This is a genomic window from Neorhizobium sp. R1-B (genome assembly GCF_004368875.1).
Classification (GTDB): Bacteria; Pseudomonadota; Alphaproteobacteria; order Rhizobiales; family Rhizobiaceae; genus Neorhizobium; species Neorhizobium huautlense.
Window position 1 is genome coordinate 388,334 of record NZ_SOEM01000004.1, and the last position, 17,329, is coordinate 405,662.

Genomic DNA, 17,329 nt, shown 5'->3' on the forward strand with positions numbered 1-17,329 from the left:
GCTCAAAGGCGAGGCCCGGCGACCGTCGTTACTTCTTGCGCGACCAGTCGGCGACGTTCCAAAGTTCGGAATCCCAGGCGTTCATGCGAACGCCATCAAGCTTCACGGAATGCGAGGAGACGCTGCCGCGGTGGATGAGCGGGATATGCGCACCTTCCTCGGTCAGCATGTCGTTGAGCTGCTTGGCAAGCTCTTCACGCTTGGAGATATCGGCGGTCTTGGAGAGCTCGCCGACGAGCTTGTCATAAGCCGGGTTGCAGTAACGCGGGATGTTCTGACCCTGCCAACCGTTTTCCGGGCTCGGAACCTTGTCGCAGAGCCATTCGGCCAGGTACTTTTCCGGGTCGGTGCCATCGAAGTTGTTGGTGTACATTTCGACGTCGGCATAGAACTTCTGGAAGGTGTCCGGGCTTGCAGGATCACCGCCGAAGAAGACCGAGGCGCTGACGTTGCGCAGTTCGGCACCCACGCCGATCTGAGACCACATGTCCTTGACGAGTTCCTGTGTCGCCTGACGGACGGAGTTGGTCGAGGTCTGGTAGAGGAAAGACAGTTTCACGCCGTCCTTGGCGCGGATACCGTCGCCGCCCTTCTTCCAGCCGGCATCGTCGAGCAGCTTGTTGGCCGCATCGATGTCCTGCTTCAGGCACCAGCTGTCGTTCTTGGTGGATGCATAGGCTTCCGGTGCCGGGACGATGTTGCAGGTTGGCTTGCCAGCTTCGCCGTAACCGGCCTCGTCGATGATGCTGCGATCGATCGCCAGCGAAAGCGCGCGGCGGACAGCCGGGTCTTTCAGGGCCGGATGCGGGCCTGCTTCCTTGGTGGAGCGCTTGTCGCCGAGCTTCGGATCCGGGTTGTACCAATTGAGGTTGATACGTTCGACCTGGGTGCCGAAGGAGGTCACGAGCTGACCCTTGCCGGCTTTCAGCATGGTGGCCAGCACTTCCGGCTCGACCTGCATGTTCCAGGCATAGTCGAACTCGCCCGTTTCCAGAACGGCGCGTGCGGCCGAAGCGGCATCGCCGCCGCCCTTCAGGGTCGCGGTTGCAAACGCCGGCTTGGCGGGATCGCGATAGTTCTTGTTGGCCTCGAAGGTGATGACGTCGTTCGGCTTGAATTCCTTGACGACGAAGGGACCGGTACCGATCGGACCGAAGTTGGCCGACGTGCAGCCCGGAGCCTTGGCGCCGACGCAGTTTTCGAACTGCTTCTTCTGAATTACCGGGGACTGGGCACCGACGAAGGCGCTGTAGGGATAGGGCTTCGGTTCGGAAAAAGTGATCTTGACGGTCATCGGATCCGGAGCTTCGACGCTCGTGACGCCTTCATACTGGGCTTTCTGCGCGCAGCCGCCATCCGGCGCGACGCAATATTTCCAGGTGAAAATGACATCTTCTGCCGTAAAAGGCGTGCCATCCGACCACTTCACACCGGACTTCAGCTTCCAGGTCATGCTGAGCAGGTCCTTGGCGACGCCACCGTTCTCGATCGTCGGGATCTCGGTGACCAGCATCGGCACGAGTTCACCCTTCTCGTCGTAACGGGCGAGCGGTTCGATCACCATGGAGGATGAATAGACTTCCTTGGTACCGCCTGAGAGGTACGGATTGAGGGTGGAGACGGCCTGCCAGAAGAGGATCTTCAGGTCGCCGTCGGTGCCTCGCTCGGCATGGGCGGCGGAGCCGGCGAAGGCAAGCGCGGCAACCGTGCCAGCCAGAAGAAGTTTGCGGTTTTTCATGCTATTATTCCCCTTGTCGTTCTCTTATGAGTTGTGTTGACGGCCTTCCGGTCATGCCGGAATTTGGAGCCTGGGGTCCGCGAAGGCTTTTTGTAACTTGTTGACTTCGCAGGACGATTTTTCCTTCTATCCTCCTCGAAAATTATCTTCAAAACAAGTTAAACCGTGTCGCCTGACGCGAGCATGATCAAAATTTGAGCCATCTAAGCATAGGCCTATTTTCCGTTCAAGTCGGAAAATTGAAGCTTGCAAAACCTGCTTTATGCGTCGCAATATCCGCCCCGAACAGAGTGGGAAACAGAGAAAGACAACGAGGTCTCGATCATGCCAGTCATCAATCGCGTCGCGGAAATGCAGGATCAAGTCGCCGAATGGAGGCGCCATCTGCACCAGAATCCGGAGCTGCTCTACGACGTTCACGAGACCTCCAAATTCGTTGCCGAAAAGCTGAGATCCTTCGGATGCGACCTTGTCGAAACGGGCATCGGCCAGACCGGAGTCGTTGCCGTCATCAAGGGTAACCAGGGCGAGGGGCCTGTCATAGGCTTCCGGGCCGACATGGATGCGCTGCCGATCCTCGAAACAAGCGGCAAACCATGGGCTTCCAAGACGCCCGGCAAGGCACATTCCTGCGGTCATGACGGCCATACGGCGATGCTGCTCGGTGCTGCCCAATATCTCGCCGAAACCCGCAATTTCAAGGGTTCGGTGGCGGTAATCTTTCAGCCGGCGGAGGAGGGTGGCGCCGGCGCGCTGGCGATGATCAACGACGGCCTGATGGAGAGGTTCGGCATCGCCCAGGTATTCGGCATGCACAACGAGCCGCGCTTGCCGGTCGGCAGCTTTGCGATCCGCAAGGGTTCGACCATGGCGGCTGCCGACACGTTCGAGATCACCGTCCATGGCCGCGGCAGCCATGCCGCGCAGCCGCATCTTTCGATCGATCCGGTGCTCGCGGCTTCGCATATCGTCGTTGCGCTGCAGTCGATCGTCTCACGGGAGACCGATCCTCTGAAGTCGCTCGTGGTGACCGTCGCATCGATCCACGGCGGCGAGGCGAGCAACGTCATTCCCGCCTATGTCAAGCTGGCCGGCACGGTGCGTACCCTGCTTCCGGAAACCCGTGATTTTGCCGAAAAACGACTGACGGAAGTAGCCCAGTCGACCGCAATCGCCCATGGCGCGACCGCGGAGATCGTCTATAGCCGCGGATACCCCGTCACCTTCAATCATGACGAGGAGACCGATTTCGCGGTGGAGATCGCCAGCAAGGTTGCGGGCTCCAGAGCCGTGCACACCAATGTTCCGCCGCATATGGGAGCGGAAGATTTCTCCTACATGCTGGAAACCCGTCCCGGCGCTTTCATCTTCATCGGCAACGGCGATACCGCAAGCCTCCACAATGCGGCTTATGATTTCAACGACGAGGCCATTCCCTACGGCGTCAGCTATTGGGTGACGCTCGCCGAAACAGCACTCGCCGCCTGACATCCGAACCTCAAGGAGAATTTTCCATGCTGCTTTCGGGAACTGCAATGGAACAGGGCGGCGGTTCGGTGACCCCGGTCCTTTCGGTGCGTAATCTGTCAACCTCGTTTCGCGTGAACGACGAATGGCGCACGGTGGTCCGCAATATTTCCTTCGACGTGGCGCCGCGTGAAACGGTGGCGATCGTCGGTGAATCCGGCTCGGGAAAAAGCGTCACGTCGCTTTCGATCATGCGGCTCCTGCCGAAGAATTCGAGCCGGATCGAAGGACAGGTCTTCCTCAACGGCCGGGAGCTTCTGTCCCTTCCCGAAGAGCAGATGCGGCAGGTGCGCGGCAACGACATCTCGATGATCTTCCAGGAGCCGATGACCTCGCTCAACCCGATCTTTCCGATCGGCAAGCAGATCGCCGAAGCTCTCACCGTCCACACGGAGATTTCCAAGGCCGAAGCCAAGGCGGAGGTGATCCGCCTGCTCGAAAAGGTGCGGATTCCGAACGCGAAAAGCCGTTTCGACGAATATCCGCACCAGTTTTCGGGTGGCATGCGCCAGCGCGTGATGATTGCTATGGCGCTCGCCTCCAAGCCGAAGCTTCTGATCGCCGACGAGCCGACCACGGCGCTCGACGTCACCATCCAGGGCCAGATCCTCGACCTCATCAAGGTGCTGCAGGAAGAGGAGGGCATGTCGGTTCTCTTCATCACCCACGACATGGGTGTCGTCGCCGAAGTCGCCGACCGGACCATCGTCATGTATCGGGGTGACGCCGTCGAGACGGGGGAAACCGACGATATCTTCCATCGCGGCAAACACCCCTATACGCGGGCGCTCCTATCTGCCGTGCCGCGGCTCGGGTCGATGGGCGAGCGTAAGCTTCCCTTGCGGTTCCCGATCATCGACGTGAAAACCGGCGAACAGCAGGCGCTAGCGGATGTCTCGGACACGGTCGCCAAGGGAAAGACGCCGATCCTCGATGTCAAGGATCTAACCACCCGCTTCGACATCCATTCCGGCCTTTTCGGCCGCAAAAGCGGCGCCGTGCACGCGGTGGAGAAGGTTTCCTTCAACCTCTTCGAAGGCGAAACGCTGTCGCTCGTCGGCGAATCGGGCTGCGGCAAGTCGACCACCGGCCGCTCGGTCACGCGTCTCATCACGCCGACCAGCGGCGAGGTGATGCTCGACGGCTATGAGGTGATGAAGCTCGACCAGCCGACGCTGCGCAAGATGCGCCGTTCGATCCAGATGGTCTTCCAGGATCCCTTCGCCTCGCTCAACCCGCGCATGAGCATCGGGTCGGCGGTGATGGAGCCGTTCATCGAGCACAATCTCGGGACCAAGCAACAGGCGCGCGACAAGGCGGCGAGCCTGATGGACAAGGTCGGCCTTTCCGCCGACATGATGAAACGCTTTCCGCACGAATTCTCAGGCGGCCAACGCCAGCGCATTGCGATCGCCCGGGCGCTGATGCTCGATCCGAAGGTGATCGTGGCGGACGAGGCGGTCTCCGCACTCGACGTGTCGATCAAGGCGCAGGTCTGCAATCTGCTTTTGGACCTGCAGCAGAGCTTGAACCTCGCTTTCCTGTTCATTTCCCACGACATGGCGGTGGTGGAGCGGGTCAGCCACCGGGTTGCCGTCATGTATCTTGGCGAAATCGTCGAGATTGGCCCGCGGGCGGCGGTATTTGAAAATCCGCAACATCCCTACACCCGCAAGCTGATGTCGGCCGTGCCGATCCCCGATCCCTCGCGCCGCAGGGTCAAGCGCAACATGTCGACGGACGAAATCAAGAGCCCGATCCGCCCCGTCGGCTACGTGCCGCCGAGACGGGAATATCGTGAAGTGGGCGAGGGGCATCTGGTGCAGGTGGCTTGAGGTTTCCTATCGCCTTTACACCCGTTTGACAGAAACTCGCAAAACGTGGCAGCAACGCGCGGAGGAGATTTTCTGCCATGGCAAAACGGTCTGATACGCAAGGACGGCTCGATGATGCGGCGCGGGCCGGGTGGCTCTATTATGTTGCGGGGCGCACCCAGGACGAGATTGCCGCGGCCATGAGCATCTCGAGGCAATCGGCACAGCGGCTGGTCTCGCTCGCCGTTGCCGAACGTCTCATCAAGGTGCGTCTCGATCATCCGATAGCGGCCTGCCTGGAACTTGCCGAAGCGCTGCGCAAGAAATACGGCCTGCGCCATTCGGAGGTCGTGCCGAGCGATCCTGCCGGCGTCTCCAGCACGGTCGGCATCGCCGAAGCGGCTGCTGCCGAGATCGAGCGCTGGCTCAAGCGTCCGGACCCGATCATCATCGCCATCGGAACAGGCCGTACGCTGAAAGCGGCCGTCGACCAATTGCCGCCGATGGAATGTCTGCAGCACCGGATCGTCTCGCTCACCGGCAATATCGGCCCGGACGGCTCGGCCGCTTACTACAACGTCATCTTCTCCATGGCGGACGCGATCAAGGCACGGCATTTCCCGATGCCGCTGCCGGTCCTCTGTTCGTCGGCGGCGGAGCGCGAAACGCTGCACGGCCAAGCGCTGGTTCGTTCAACACTGGAACTCGGCGCTCAGGCGGACGTCACATTCGTCGGCATCGGCGAACTGGGCGTCGACGGTCCTCTGTGCATCGACGGGTTCCTCGGCAAGGAGGAGATGCTGGACCTGGTCAAGAGCGGCGCTGCCGGCGAGATCTGCGGCTGGATTTACGATCGCGAAGGGCAGTTGCTCGGCAATTCCATCAATGATCGCGTCGCCAGTGTGCCGATCCCATCCCGCGAAAGGTCCTCGGTTATCGGAATCGCCCTGGGCAGAAAAAAGTTTGCGGCAATTTCCGGCGCCCTGAAGGGCAAAATCATCAATGGCATCATCACGGATGAAGCCACTGCAGAGCAATTGCTCTCCGCTTGAGCAAAATTATCCACTGTTGAATCAATGGCATGTCCCGTCTCCGCTGCAGTGCAGCGACGAAAGGCGATTGACTTTCTGTGTGGGTTGATGAGTAATTGCCCACGAGCAAAGCGAATGCTCGTTACTCATCTTCTGGGAGGAAGATATGACATTGAAGACGGTTTTGCTGGGCGCCTGCTCGGCGCTGGCGTTTGCCGGCATTTTCTCCACCGCGGCTTCGGCTGAAACTCTCACGATTGCTACCGTCAACAACGGCGATATGGTCCGCATGCAGGGCCTGACTTCGGAGTTCACCAAGGCCAATCCGGATATCGAGATCAACTGGGTCACGCTGGAAGAGAACGTGCTGCGTGAGCGCGTCACCACCGACATCGCCACCAAGGGCGGCCAGTACGACATCCTCACGATCGGCAACTACGAAGTGCCGATCTGGGCGAAACAGGGCTGGCTGCTGGAGCTCAACAAGCTCGGCGACAAATACGACGCCAACGACATACTGCCGGCGATCAAGGGCGGTCTGACGGTCGACGGAAAGCTTTACGCCGCGCCGTTCTATGGCGAGTCCGCGATGATCATGTACCGCAAGGACCTGTTCGACAAAGCGGGCCTCAAGATGCCGGAAAACCCGACCTGGGAATTCATCGGCGATGCTGCCCGCAAGATCACCGACCGCGCCAACGACATCAACGGCATCTGCCTGCGCGGCAAGGCCGGTTGGGGCGAGAACATGGCCTTTGTTACGGCACTAACCAATTCCTTCGGCGGCCGCTGGTTCGACGAAAAGTGGAACCCGCAGTTCGACCAGCCGGAATGGAAGGCCGCTCTTCAGTTCTACGTCGATCTGATGAAGGATGCCGGTCCGTCGGGCGCTTCCTCGAACGGCTTCAACGAGAACCTGACGCTGTTCCAGCAGGGCAAGTGCGGCATGTGGATGGACGCCACGGTTGCGGCTTCCTTCGTTTCCAATCCGAAGGATTCGACCGTTGCCGACAAGGTGGGCTATGCGCTCTTCCCGAGCAAGGAAGGCGTCAACAACCACGGCAACTGGCTGTGGTCCTGGAACCTTGCCGTCCCGACCTCCTCCAAGAAGGGCGACGCGGCTCAGAAGTTCATCTCCTGGGCGACCAGCAAGGAATACACCCAGCTCGTCGCGTCCAAGGAAGGCTGGGCGAACGTTCCTCCGGGCACCCGCACCTCGCTCTACAACAACGCCGAATACAAGAAGGCCGCAGCCTTCGCGGCTCCGACGCTTGCAGCGATGGGTGCGGCCGACATCACCAAGCCGACTGTCAAGCCGGTGCCCTACACCGGCGGCCAGTTCGTCGCGATCCCTGAATTCCAGGCGATCGGCACGAATGTCGGCCAGCTCTTCTCCGCGGTGGTCGCCGGGCAGTCCTCGGTGGATGATGCGCTCGCACAGGCCCAGTCGGCCACCAAGCGCGAAATGACCCGCGCCGGCTACATCAAGTAACCTCCCGAGCATCGGCCGCCCGGTCCTCTTTTCCACCGGGCGGTCAAGCTACAATCCGTCACTGATACAACAAAGGCAGCGATGTTCCTGCGCCGGTCTCCTTCCCAAAGAAAAAAGGCGCGGGGCAACAGAGGGAGGGCGTCGATATGGCAACGCAAAACACGAAAACGTTGGCGCGCCTGATGATGGCGCCCTCCGTCTTGCTTCTTCTCGTCTGGATGATCGTTCCCCTGGCGATGACATTGTGGTTCTCGTTCCAGAACTACAATCTGCTCAATCCCGCCAATGTGAGCTTCACCGGTTTCTTCAACTACGAGTATTTCTATACCGATCCGGCCTTCTTCCAGTCGATCTGGAATACGCTGGTCATCGTCGGCGGGGTGCTGCTGATCACCGTGGTGGGCGGTATTGCGATCGCGCTTCTGCTCGACCAGCCGATCTTCGGCCAGGGCATCGTCCGCATCCTGGTGATCTCGCCCTTCTTCGTCATGCCGCCGGTCGCGGCGCTGATCTGGAAGAACATGATCATGCATCCGGGCTATGGTGTGCTGGCGGATATCGCCAAGTTCTTCGGTCTCCGGCCCGTCGACTGGTTCGCGCAATATCCGCTGTTTTCGATCGTCGTCATCGTCGCCTGGCAATGGCTGCCTTTCGCCACCCTGATCCTGCTCACTGCGCTGCAGTCGCTCGACGGCGAACAGAAGGAAGCGGCGGAGATGGACGGGGCCAATTTCTTCAACCGCTTCATCTATCTGGTGCTGCCGCATCTCGCCCGCGCCATCACGGTCGTCATCCTGATCCAGACGATCTTCCTGCTTGGGGTTTACGCGGAAATCCTCGTCACCACCAATGGCGGCCCGGGTTATGCCTCCACCAACCTCGCCTTCCTGATCTACCGCACGGCGCTTCTCGGCTACGACGTTGGCGGCGCCTCGGCAGGCGGCATCATCGCGGTCGTTCTCGCCAATATCGTCGCCTTCTTCCTGATGCGCGCCGTCGGCAAGAACCTGGATCGATAGGAGACGGATATGGCTCGCAATGTCACGACAAGACACAAGGTCACCGCCACGGTTTTTGCCTGGATCGTCGCCCTCATCATCTTCTTCCCGATCCTCTACACGCTGATCACCAGCGTGAAGACGGAGCCGGAAGCGATCGCCGGCTTCAGCCTGATCCCGTCCGGCACGTTCGAGAACTATGTGACGGTGCAGACGCAACGCGACTATTTCAAGCCGTTCATGAACTCGGTCGTGCTGGCGGTCGGTTCGACCATCCTGGCGCTGATCATCGCGATCCCGTCGGCCTGGGCCATGGCATTCTCGCCGACCAAGCGGACCAAGGACATCCTGATGTGGATGCTCTCCACCAAGATGATGCCGGCGGTGGCGGTGCTGGTGCCGATCTACCTGATGTTCCGCGATTTCGGGCTGCTCGACACTCGCATCGGGCTCACCGTCATGCTGACGCTGATCAACCTACCGATCGTCGTGTGGATGCTCTACACCTATTTCCGCGAGATTCCGGGCGAGATCCTGGAAGCGGCACGCATGGACGGCGCTGGCCTCTGGCAGGAGATCGTCTACGTGCTGACGCCGATGGCGGTGCCCGGCATTGCCTCGACGCTGCTCTTGAACATCATCCTCGCCTGGAACGAAGCCTTCTGGACGATCCGGTTGTCGACAACCAATGCGGCGCCGCTGACGGCCTTCATCGCCTCGTTCTCCAGTCCGCAAGGCCTCTTCTGGGCGAAACTATCGGCGGCCTCGACCATGGCGATCGCGCCGATCCTCATCCTCGGCTGGTTCAGCCAGAAACAACTCGTTCGCGGCCTGACCTTCGGCGCGGTTAAGTAAGGAATACGGATATGGGCAGCATCACGCTCAGACAAGTGTCGAAGGTCTTCGGCGAAGCGAAGGTCATCCCTTCGATCGACCTCGAGATCAACGACGGCGAATTCGTCGTTTTCGTAGGCCCGTCGGGCTGCGGCAAGTCCACGCTGCTGCGGCTGATTGCCGGTCTCGAAGACGTTTCCGGCGGCCAGATCCTGATCGACGGCAAGGACGTCACCCACGCAGCACCCGCCGAGCGCGGCCTGGCTATGGTCTTCCAGTCCTATGCGCTTTATCCGCATATGAGCGTCAGGAAGAACATCGCCTTCCCGCTGAAGATGGCGAAGATGGAGCAGTCGGCGATCGACAAGAAGGTAGAGGCCGCCGCCCGCGTTCTGAACCTCACCGACTATCTGGAGCGCCGCCCCTCGCAGCTTTCCGGCGGCCAGCGCCAGCGTGTCGCGATCGGCCGCGCCATCGTGCGCGAACCCTCTGCCTTCCTGTTCGATGAGCCCCTGTCGAACCTCGACGCGGCCCTGCGCGGCACGATGCGGCTCGAAATCAGCGATCTGCATCATCAGCTTAAGACGACGATGGTCTACGTCACCCATGACCAGGTGGAGGCCATGACCATGGCCGACAAGATCGTCGTCTTGAACCGCGGAAATATCGAGCAGGTCGGCTCGCCGCTCGACCTTTACAAGTCGCCGCGCAACCTCTTCGTCGCCGGCTTCATCGGTTCGCCAAAGATGAATTTCATCGACGGAGCCTATGCCCAGTCGAGGAGCGCCAGGACCGCCGGCATCCGTCCGGAACACCTCGGCCTCTCGAAGGACAGTGGCACCTGGCGCGGCACCGTGAAGGTCGCCGAACATCTCGGCGCCGATACGTTCCTGCACCTCGATGTCGACGGCATCGGTCCCATCACCGCGCGCTGCGACGGCGAGTTCGGCGCCTATCATGGCGATACGGTCTACATGACCCCGGACGAGTCCAAGCTGCATCGTTTCGACGACAAGGGGCTGGCGATCCGGGGATAAGATTGCGACGGGGGCGCTGTGTTCTCCACCGTCATCCTCGGGACAATCCCGAGGATGACGGCGAGGGGAGTGCAAGACGCCTGCCGACCGCGGCTTTCAATCGGGGTCCAGGTCTTGGTCTGAATTATTGGCTTGGGATTTCTCAGGCCATACTGGAGTTAAGATAATGACGGTAAAACTTTCGCTGGCGAGCTTGAAAGACGTGGCGCGCACCGCCGCCGTGCCGGCCTATGATCCGAAGAGTTTGACCCCCGGCATCCTGCATTTCGGGGTGGGCAATTTCCACCGTGCCCATCAGGCGATCTACCTCGACGACCTGTTCAACACCGGCAAGGCACATGACTGGGCGATCATCGGCGCGGGCGTCATGCCATCCGATGCGGCGATGCGCGACAAGCTCGCGGCCCAGGATTTCCTCACTACCGTCGTCGAACAGGACAACAACAGGACCGCCGCCCGCGTCACCGCGCCAATGACCGATATCATCGCTCCGGGCGAAACCGCGGCGCTGATCGAGAAGCTCGCAGACCCGACGATCCGAATCGTCTCGATGACGATTACCGAAGGGGGCTATTTCATCGATGCCGCCGGCCACTTCAACCCGGCCCATCCGGCGATCGTCGAGGACAGCAGGAATCCCAATAGTCCGAAAACCGTCTTCGGCCTCATCCTTGCCGGCCTCAGAGAGCGGAAGGCGAGGGGTATTGCGCCCTTCACCATCATGTCCTGCGACAACATTCCCGGAAACGGCGAGGTGACGGAGAACACCGTCATCGGGCTCGCAAAACTTGCCGATCCGGACTTTGCCCGCTGGATCCACGACAACGTCGCGTTTCCCAATTCGATGGTCGACCGCATCACGCCCGCGACCGGCCAGCGCGAGATCGACATCCTCAGGAACGATTTCGATATCGACGACAACTGGCCGGTCTTCTGCGAAGAGTTCAAGCAATGGGTGATGGAGGACAATTTTCCCTCCGGCCGGCCGCGGCTGGAAGAGGTCGGCGTCCAGTTCGTGCCCGATGTTGCGCCCTACGAGCTGATGAAGATCCGCATCCTGAATGGCGGCCACGCGGCAATCGCCTATCCGGCAGCACTTCTCGACATCCATTTCGTGCATGAGGCGATGGAGCATCCGCTGATCCGCGCGTTCCTCGCCAAGCTGGAAAAGGACGAGATCATCCCGATCGTGCCGCCGGTGCCCGATATCGATCTCAACGACTATTACGGCCTGATCGAGCGCCGTTTCCTCAACCCGAAGATCGGCGACACCATTCCGCGGCTGGCGCAGGACGGTTCCAACCGGCAGCCGAAATTCATCCTGCCGTCCACCCGCGACCGGCTCGCCAAGGGCCTCGATATCGTCGGCCTGTCGCTCGTCTCGGCGCTCTGGTGCCGCTACTTTGCCGGCACGTCGGATAGCGGCCGGGAGATCGTGTTCAACGACGCCAGCGCCGACAAGCTACACGCGGCCGCGCTGAAAGCCAGGGATAACCCGGACGCCTTTCTTGTGTTCGACGAGATCTTCGGCGAGGTTTCGAAGTCCGAGCTGTTCCGGAAACGCTTCGCCCATGCGCTCTCGACGCTCTGGAGGGAGGGGACGGCCAGGACGCTCGAACTTTATCTTCGGGACGAACTTGTCAAATAACGGGTTGGCAAAGTGCTTCAAACGGCGGGACCACTGGTGATCTTCGATTGCGACGGGGTTCTCGTCGACAGCGAACCCGTTTCGGTCCGCGTTCTGGTCGATGCCCTTCGCCGCAAGGGCCTCGACATGGACGAGACGGAAGCCTATCGCCGCTTTCTCGGCCGCAGCCTCGCCACCATTACCAGGACCATGCGCGAGGAATTCGCCGTCGAGGCGGACGAGAGCTTTCTGGAAGACATGCGCCACGATCTCTACGCCCGCTTTCGCAGGGAGTTGCAGCCCATGGCCGGCATTGCCGATGCGCTTGATGGTCTTGATCTGCGTCGCTGCGTCGCCTCGTCCAGCCAGCCGGAGCGCATCCGGCTGTCCTTGACGCTGACGGGCCTCATCGACAAGCTCGAACCGAACATCTTTTCCGCCGCTATGGTTGCACACGGCAAGCCGGCGCCGGACCTCTTCCTGCATGCGGCAAGCCAGATGGGGACCGATCCGGAAAATTGCATTGTCATCGAGGACAGTCCCGCCGGCATCGAGGCGGGCCACCGTGCCGGGATGGCCGTTTTTGCCTTCGTCGGCGGTTCGCATGCCGGCACTCCGGGCTACCGGGAAAGGATCGACGCGCTTTCGCCCGAAGTGGTGTTTGACGCGATGCCGGATTTGATCCACCTTGTCCGAAAATATGTCGAGGGCCGCAATGGCTCCGTTTCGCAGCAGGCTTAGGCTTGCAGCGGCATATGGGACAGGCACAGGGACAGGAAACAGATCCGGATGCGTGATCACCTCGTTGCGGTCGATATCGGCACCGGCAGCGCACGCGCCGGCGTCTTTGACCGCAACGGGCGGCTGCTTGCCAAGGCAAAGCATCCGATTTTGATGTTTCGGCCGAAGGAAAACCACGCCGAGCACGATTCGGAGGATATCTGGGCCGCCGCCTGCCGCGTGGTGAAGGAGGCCCTGGGCGAGGCCGGAATCACGCCGGACCGGATCGCCGCGATCGGCTTCGATGCCACCTGTTCGCTCGTCGCCCGTGATCGCGATGGCAATCAGCTCAGCGTCTCGACGACCGGCAGGGACGCGCAGGACACCATCGTCTGGCTCGACCATCGGGCAATCGAGGAGGCCGATCTGCTTTCGGCCACCGGCCACAAGGTGCTGGAATTTTCGGGCGGCTCGCTGTCGCCCGAGATGGAAATGCCGAAGCTGATGTGGCTGAAGAAACACCTGCCCGGGAGCTGGGCGAGGGCGGGTTATTTCTTCGACCTTGCCGATTTCCTCACCTGGAAGGCGACCGGTTCGGGTCATCGCTCACGCTGCACGCTGACGGCCAAGTGGAACTATCTCGCCCACGAAAATCCCGGCTGGAACGCCGATTTCTGGGCGCTTGCCGGGCTGGAGGACCTCAAGGAGAAGGGCGGCCTGCCGGAAGAGACCGTCGGCGCCGGAACCACGATGGGCAGCCTCAGCGCGAAGGCAGCTGAGGAACTCGGCCTCGATACCGGCGTCCAGGTGGCGCCGGGTCTGATCGACGCCTATGCGGGCGCTTTGGGCGTGCTCGGCGGTGCGTCGGGAAGAGCAGAACTCGAGGCGAGCGTTGCCCTGATCGGCGGCACGTCGAGCTGCGTCGTCGCCTTCGCGCGGGATGCAAAGCCTGGGCGAAGCCTCTGGGGCCCCTATTACGAAGCGGTCCTGCCGAACCATTGGGTGGTCGAGGGTGGCCAGTCGGCGACCGGCGCGCTGCTCGACCATATGGTACACATGCATGCCACCGGCGGCGAACCGACAGCCGAGCTGCACGGGCGCATCATCGCCCGCATCGACGAATTGCGCGCAGAGACCGATGGCGACATTGCCCCGAACCTTCACGTCCTGCCGGATTTTCACGGCAACCGCTCGCCGCTTGCCGATCCGCATGCGACGGGCGTCATCAGCGGGCTCACCCTCGACACCTCCTTCGACGGGCTTTGCCGGCTCTACTGGCGCGCTTCAGTCGCCATCGCGCTCGGCATCCGCCACATCCTCGAAACGCTCGCCGATCACGGCTATCGTTTCGACACCCTGCATGTCACCGGGGGCCATGTGAACAACCCGCTGCTGGTCGAGCTTTATGCGGACGTGACAGGATGCAAGGTGGTGATCCCGCAAAACCGAGACGCCGTTCTGCTCGGCACGGCAATGACCGCGGCGGTCGCCGGCGGCGTGCAGCCGAGCCTGTTCGAGGCGGGGCGGGCGATGGACGGCGGCGGCAGCGAACGGCTGCCGGATTCGGCGCGTGCGGCGCAATACGCCCGGGATTACCGGCGGTTCCTGGCGATGGTCAGGCATCGGGAGGAATTGCGGGGGATTTGACCATGAACAGCCCGGACCTCGACGAAATATATCGCGAATACATTGCCTGCCTGAACAGCCAGGACTGGCAGAATCTGGCTTGCTTCGTCAGTGACGAGGTTGTCCACAATGGCAGACGGCTTGGCCTGTCAGGCTATCGGAGCATGCTGGTCCACGACTTTGAGCAGATTCCCGACCTGCATTTTTCCATCCATCTGCTCGTCTGCGAACCACCTCATGTGGCGGCGAGGCTTGCCTTCGATTGCGCCCCAATGGGCACGTTTCTCGGCCTCGACGTTAACGGAAGGCAAATTTCTTTCACCGAGAATGTTTTCTACCGATTCCAAACGGGAAAGATCACGGAGGTCTGGTCCGTCATCGACAAGGCCGCCATCGAGGTTCAGCTTAAACAATAGGCCTCCCTTGCTCGCGATGCCACATGCCTACCTCCGCTCGTCATCCCTCTGCTCAGACGTTGCGTCTCACATAAGGCAGTGCAAACATATAGAGCCCGCTGAACAGCAGCAGAAATAGGGGAGGCAGTGGGGAGTAGACGATCCAGGCGGGCGGTTCGCCGAATGCCATGGCGGCGAAGTTGGCGGCGACGGTCAGCGTGAAGATGATCGACAGCCAGCGGTGGGACTGCCGGATTGCGTTGCTCCAGGTCATGGTCTTTTCTTTCAAAATCGGTCGTTGATGGTTGCCGGCTTGTCCGCCGGATGGCCGGATGCGGTTCCCATGACGGGCGGTTTTCAGGCCTGTGCGTCCAAAACCTTCTCCAGCGTCTCCAAAAAGCCCTGCCAGCCATGACGGGCGCCGTGAAAGGCCTGTTTCTGCTCCGGCCGGAAGCCGGTCTGCTCAATGCGCAGATGCGTTCCCTTGGCGGTCGGCGTGAGGGTCAGGGTCACCACGCTTTTCAGGTCGTAGGCCGCATCGTCATGCGCAAAGTTCCAGGTGTAGGAGAGCCGTTCGTTCGGCTCGACGATCAGGACTTCGCAATCCAGCACGCCGCCCCATTCCCCGCGGAGATTGAAACGGTGTCCGACGACGGGTGCGAAATCGTTCTTCATCAGCCATTCCTGGATCAGGTGCGGCTGGGTAAGCGCGCGCCAGATCTTTTCCGGCGGGTGAGGGATCTCCCGTTCCACCATCACGGTGCGGGCCTCAGGCGATACTTCGTTCATTGGTCCATCCTTTTAAGAAGATCTTCGAGAGCATCGAACTTCTTTTCCCAGAAGCTGGTCATCTCGTTTGCCCAGTCGACCAGGGGAGCAAGCGCGGCGAATTCCGCGCTGTAATGCGTCTGCCGTCCCTCGGGGCGGTCGCGCACCAATCCGGCCCGCTTCAGGGCCGCAAGATGTTTCGAAACGACCGGCTGCGAAACTCCGGCCCGGGCCGTCAGGGCTCCGACCGTCTTTTCTCCTTCCCGGCACAGGCGTTCGAAGATCGCCCGCCGGGTGGGATCGGCAAGCGTTCTGAAGATCTCGTCATGGGCGGCTGTCACGTCAATTCATACCTCGTCGGCTATGAATTGACGTATAGCTGGTGAGCTATGAATTGGTCAAGCGGGAAACGCGAAGTGGCATTTGCATAATTTATTACGGTGTTCCGCCCTGGCCGCCGCCGGTGAGGAGGGGCGCTCGTGCTTGTTCGCGCGCACTCTCCCACCTACATCTTGGCGGCAACCGGAGACCTTGCATGATCCTCGACGCAGCACGCCTTTCGCTTCTCAATCTTTTCGCGCCGGAAACACGCAATGTCTTCTGGAAGACGCTGGGGTTGACGATCCTGGTCCTGGTCGGTCTCTGGTTCGGGCTGCGGGAACTCTTCGCCTTTTATGCCTGGCCGTGGATGGCGGCATTTTTCCCGGATCTGCCGGACTGGACCGGCTGGCTCACCTTCATTGCCGCCATCGCTGCCAGCATCGGGCTCGCGCTGGCGCTGGCGCTCCTGATCGCGCCGATCACCGCACTGATTGCCGGCCTGTTTCTCGATGATGTCGCCGAAGTGGTCGAGAAGCGCGATTATCCCAATGACGTGCCCGGCAAGGCGATGCCGCTTGCCGAGGCGATGGCAAGTTCGATCAAGTTTCTGGGCGTCGTCATCGTCGGCAACATCATCGCATTGTTTCTGTTGTTCATTCCCGGCATCAACCTGATCGCCTTCTTTCTGGTGAACGGTTATCTGCTCGGGCGGGAATTCTTCGAGTTCGCGGCGATGCGGTTTCGCACGCCGACGGACGCTCGCGCCTTCCGCTCGAAACATTCCTCGACTGTGTTCATGGCGGGCCTTCTGATCGCTTGTTTTCTGGCCGTCCCGATCGTTAACCTTCTGACGCCGCTTTTTGCCGCGGGCCTGATGGTGCATCTCCACAAGGCGATCTCGAAGCGCGATCCGGCGTTCAAGGGTTAGGCCGGCAGAGCCAAACCATCGTACATTGATGCAAACTCGGCACTTGGCGGGATAGGCTTGATGACGTCGATCAACACGCCGTTGGGGTCTGACGTGATGAAATGCCGCTGGCCGAAATCTTCGTCGCGGAGATCGAGCCGGATCGGCAAACCGGCTGCTTTGAGACGTTCGTAGACCGCATCGACATCCTCAACCTCGAAGTTCAGGAGCAGGCCGGAGGCTTTGCCGCGACTGCTTTCCGGGATGGTCTCATGGCTCCCGTCGAGGATTGCCAAGGTTACGTGTTCGCTTTCCCTGGATTGCAGATGCACATACCAGTCTGCCGAAAACAGCGCCTCGAAGCCGAAATGCCGAATGTAGAAATCGGATGTGCCGGCGACATCGCCGGTCATAATGACGGGATAATAGCTGCTGACCTTCATGGCTTTCCCTCCAAGGAGTTTGCGGATACATTCAGTCTGTATGTAAATTTA

General features: G+C 60.8%; 17 protein-coding genes. 12 read left to right on the forward strand and 5 right to left on the reverse strand.

Annotation, left to right across the window (positions count from 1 at the left end):
- Nucleotides 1-28: 28 nt before the first annotated feature.
- Nucleotides 29-1,738, reverse strand: coding sequence for a peptide ABC transporter substrate-binding protein (locus EDE05_RS08870; RefSeq protein ID WP_132409395.1), 1,710 nt, complete (start codon nucleotides 1,736-1,738; stop codon nucleotides 29-31).
- Between the two features lie 324 nt (nucleotides 1,739-2,062).
- On the opposite strand from EDE05_RS08870, the gene EDE05_RS08875 reads away from it, so the two are divergent.
- The 11 genes from EDE05_RS08875 to EDE05_RS08925 all read left to right on the forward strand — a co-directional run bounded on the left by EDE05_RS08875 (nucleotide 2,063) and on the right by EDE05_RS08925 (nucleotide 14,860).
- Nucleotides 2,063-3,226 (forward strand): M20 aminoacylase family protein, encoded by a 1,164-nt coding sequence (locus EDE05_RS08875; protein WP_132409393.1) that lies wholly within the window; start codon nucleotides 2,063-2,065, stop codon nucleotides 3,224-3,226.
- A gap of 26 nt (nucleotides 3,227-3,252) precedes the next feature.
- Nucleotides 3,253-5,100 carry an ABC transporter ATP-binding protein gene (locus EDE05_RS08880; RefSeq protein WP_132409391.1) on the forward strand — a complete coding sequence of 616 codons (1,848 nt, stop codon included), beginning with the start codon at nucleotides 3,253-3,255 and terminating at the stop codon, nucleotides 5,098-5,100.
- Between the two features lie 77 nt (nucleotides 5,101-5,177).
- Nucleotides 5,178-6,131 (forward strand): sugar-binding transcriptional regulator, encoded by a 954-nt coding sequence (locus EDE05_RS08885; protein ID WP_132409389.1) that lies wholly within the window; start codon nucleotides 5,178-5,180, stop codon nucleotides 6,129-6,131.
- A gap of 145 nt (nucleotides 6,132-6,276) precedes the next feature.
- Nucleotides 6,277-7,602, forward strand: coding sequence for a sugar ABC transporter substrate-binding protein (locus tag EDE05_RS08890; protein ID WP_105371527.1), 1,326 nt, complete (start codon nucleotides 6,277-6,279; stop codon nucleotides 7,600-7,602).
- Between the two features lie 146 nt (nucleotides 7,603-7,748).
- Nucleotides 7,749-8,621 carry a sugar ABC transporter permease gene (locus EDE05_RS08895; protein ID WP_105371528.1) on the forward strand — a complete coding sequence of 291 codons (873 nt, stop codon included), beginning with the start codon at nucleotides 7,749-7,751 and terminating at the stop codon, nucleotides 8,619-8,621.
- Nucleotides 8,622-8,630: 9 nt separating this feature from the next.
- Complete coding sequence (locus EDE05_RS08900) at nucleotides 8,631-9,455, forward strand: carbohydrate ABC transporter permease (protein WP_105371529.1); 825 nt, start codon at nucleotides 8,631-8,633, stop codon at nucleotides 9,453-9,455.
- A gap of 11 nt (nucleotides 9,456-9,466) precedes the next feature.
- Entirely contained in the window at nucleotides 9,467-10,471 is a 1,005-nt protein-coding gene (locus EDE05_RS08905; protein WP_105371530.1) for an ABC transporter ATP-binding protein, read from the forward strand.
- Nucleotides 10,472-10,637: 166 nt separating this feature from the next.
- A complete protein-coding gene (locus tag EDE05_RS08910; RefSeq protein WP_132409387.1) occupies nucleotides 10,638-12,119 on the forward strand; it encodes a mannitol dehydrogenase family protein in 1,482 nt (493 codons plus the stop codon).
- A 12-nt stretch (nucleotides 12,120-12,131) separates the two neighbouring features.
- Nucleotides 12,132-12,839, forward strand: a complete 708-nt coding sequence (locus tag EDE05_RS08915; protein ID WP_162712376.1) for an HAD family hydrolase — start codon at nucleotides 12,132-12,134, stop codon at nucleotides 12,837-12,839.
- 48 nt (nucleotides 12,840-12,887) lie between these two features.
- Complete coding sequence (locus tag EDE05_RS08920; RefSeq protein ID WP_134100656.1) at nucleotides 12,888-14,465, forward strand: FGGY-family carbohydrate kinase; 1,578 nt, start codon at nucleotides 12,888-12,890, stop codon at nucleotides 14,463-14,465.
- 2 nt (nucleotides 14,466-14,467) lie between these two features.
- Nucleotides 14,468-14,860, forward strand: a complete 393-nt coding sequence (locus EDE05_RS08925; RefSeq protein WP_132409383.1) for an ester cyclase — start codon at nucleotides 14,468-14,470, stop codon at nucleotides 14,858-14,860.
- A gap of 52 nt (nucleotides 14,861-14,912) precedes the next feature.
- Here EDE05_RS08925 and EDE05_RS08930 read toward each other — a convergent pair whose 3' ends face one another.
- The 3 genes from EDE05_RS08930 to EDE05_RS08940 all read right to left on the reverse strand — a co-directional run bounded on the left by EDE05_RS08930 (nucleotide 14,913) and on the right by EDE05_RS08940 (nucleotide 15,948).
- Complete coding sequence (locus EDE05_RS08930; protein WP_132409381.1) at nucleotides 14,913-15,113, reverse strand: hypothetical protein; 201 nt, start codon at nucleotides 15,111-15,113, stop codon at nucleotides 14,913-14,915.
- 83 nt (nucleotides 15,114-15,196) lie between these two features.
- On the reverse strand, nucleotides 15,197-15,628 hold the full coding sequence (locus tag EDE05_RS08935; protein ID WP_105371536.1) for an SRPBCC domain-containing protein: 432 nt from the start codon (nucleotides 15,626-15,628) through the stop codon (nucleotides 15,197-15,199).
- A complete protein-coding gene (locus EDE05_RS08940; RefSeq protein ID WP_105371537.1) occupies nucleotides 15,625-15,948 on the reverse strand; it encodes a metalloregulator ArsR/SmtB family transcription factor in 324 nt (107 codons plus the stop codon). Before EDE05_RS08940 ends, EDE05_RS08935 begins: the two co-directional genes overlap by 4 nt.
- 194 nt (nucleotides 15,949-16,142) lie before the next feature.
- On the opposite strand from EDE05_RS08940, the gene EDE05_RS08945 reads away from it, so the two are divergent.
- Nucleotides 16,143-16,856, forward strand: a complete 714-nt coding sequence (locus EDE05_RS08945) for a sulfate transporter family protein (RefSeq protein ID WP_132409379.1) — start codon at nucleotides 16,143-16,145, stop codon at nucleotides 16,854-16,856.
- Here EDE05_RS08945 and EDE05_RS08950 read toward each other — a convergent pair.
- Nucleotides 16,853-17,278, reverse strand: a complete 426-nt coding sequence (locus EDE05_RS08950) for a VOC family protein (RefSeq protein ID WP_132409377.1) — start codon at nucleotides 17,276-17,278, stop codon at nucleotides 16,853-16,855. The genes EDE05_RS08945 and EDE05_RS08950 overlap by 4 nt on opposite strands.
- Nucleotides 17,279-17,329 lie beyond the last annotated feature (51 nt).

What these genes read in the sequence shown, in the direction of transcription:
- EDE05_RS08870 (WP_132409395.1), bottom strand. Translation starts at nt 1,738, where the DNA reads ATGAAAAACCGCAAACTTCTTCTGGCTGGCACGGTTGCCGCGCTTGCC.
- EDE05_RS08875 (WP_132409393.1), top strand. Translation starts at nt 2,063, where the DNA reads ATGCCAGTCATCAATCGCGTCGCGGAAATGCAGGATCAAGTCGCCGAA.
- EDE05_RS08880 (WP_132409391.1), top strand. Translation starts at nt 3,253, where the DNA reads ATGCTGCTTTCGGGAACTGCAATGGAACAGGGCGGCGGTTCGGTGACC.
- EDE05_RS08885 (WP_132409389.1), top strand. Translation starts at nt 5,178, where the DNA reads ATGGCAAAACGGTCTGATACGCAAGGACGGCTCGATGATGCGGCGCGG.
- EDE05_RS08890 (WP_105371527.1), top strand. Translation starts at nt 6,277, where the DNA reads ATGACATTGAAGACGGTTTTGCTGGGCGCCTGCTCGGCGCTGGCGTTT.
- EDE05_RS08895 (WP_105371528.1), top strand. Translation starts at nt 7,749, where the DNA reads ATGGCAACGCAAAACACGAAAACGTTGGCGCGCCTGATGATGGCGCCC.
- EDE05_RS08900 (WP_105371529.1), top strand. Translation starts at nt 8,631, where the DNA reads ATGGCTCGCAATGTCACGACAAGACACAAGGTCACCGCCACGGTTTTT.
- EDE05_RS08905 (WP_105371530.1), top strand. Translation starts at nt 9,467, where the DNA reads ATGGGCAGCATCACGCTCAGACAAGTGTCGAAGGTCTTCGGCGAAGCG.
- EDE05_RS08910 (WP_132409387.1), top strand. Translation starts at nt 10,638, where the DNA reads ATGACGGTAAAACTTTCGCTGGCGAGCTTGAAAGACGTGGCGCGCACC.
- EDE05_RS08920 (WP_134100656.1), top strand. Translation starts at nt 12,888, where the DNA reads ATGCGTGATCACCTCGTTGCGGTCGATATCGGCACCGGCAGCGCACGC.
- EDE05_RS08925 (WP_132409383.1), top strand. Translation starts at nt 14,468, where the DNA reads ATGAACAGCCCGGACCTCGACGAAATATATCGCGAATACATTGCCTGC.
- EDE05_RS08930 (WP_132409381.1), bottom strand. Translation starts at nt 15,113, where the DNA reads ATGACCTGGAGCAACGCAATCCGGCAGTCCCACCGCTGGCTGTCGATC.
- EDE05_RS08935 (WP_105371536.1), bottom strand. Translation starts at nt 15,628, where the DNA reads ATGAACGAAGTATCGCCTGAGGCCCGCACCGTGATGGTGGAACGGGAG.
- EDE05_RS08945 (WP_132409379.1), top strand. Translation starts at nt 16,143, where the DNA reads ATGATCCTCGACGCAGCACGCCTTTCGCTTCTCAATCTTTTCGCGCCG.
- EDE05_RS08950 (WP_132409377.1), bottom strand. Translation starts at nt 17,278, where the DNA reads ATGAAGGTCAGCAGCTATTATCCCGTCATTATGACCGGCGATGTCGCC.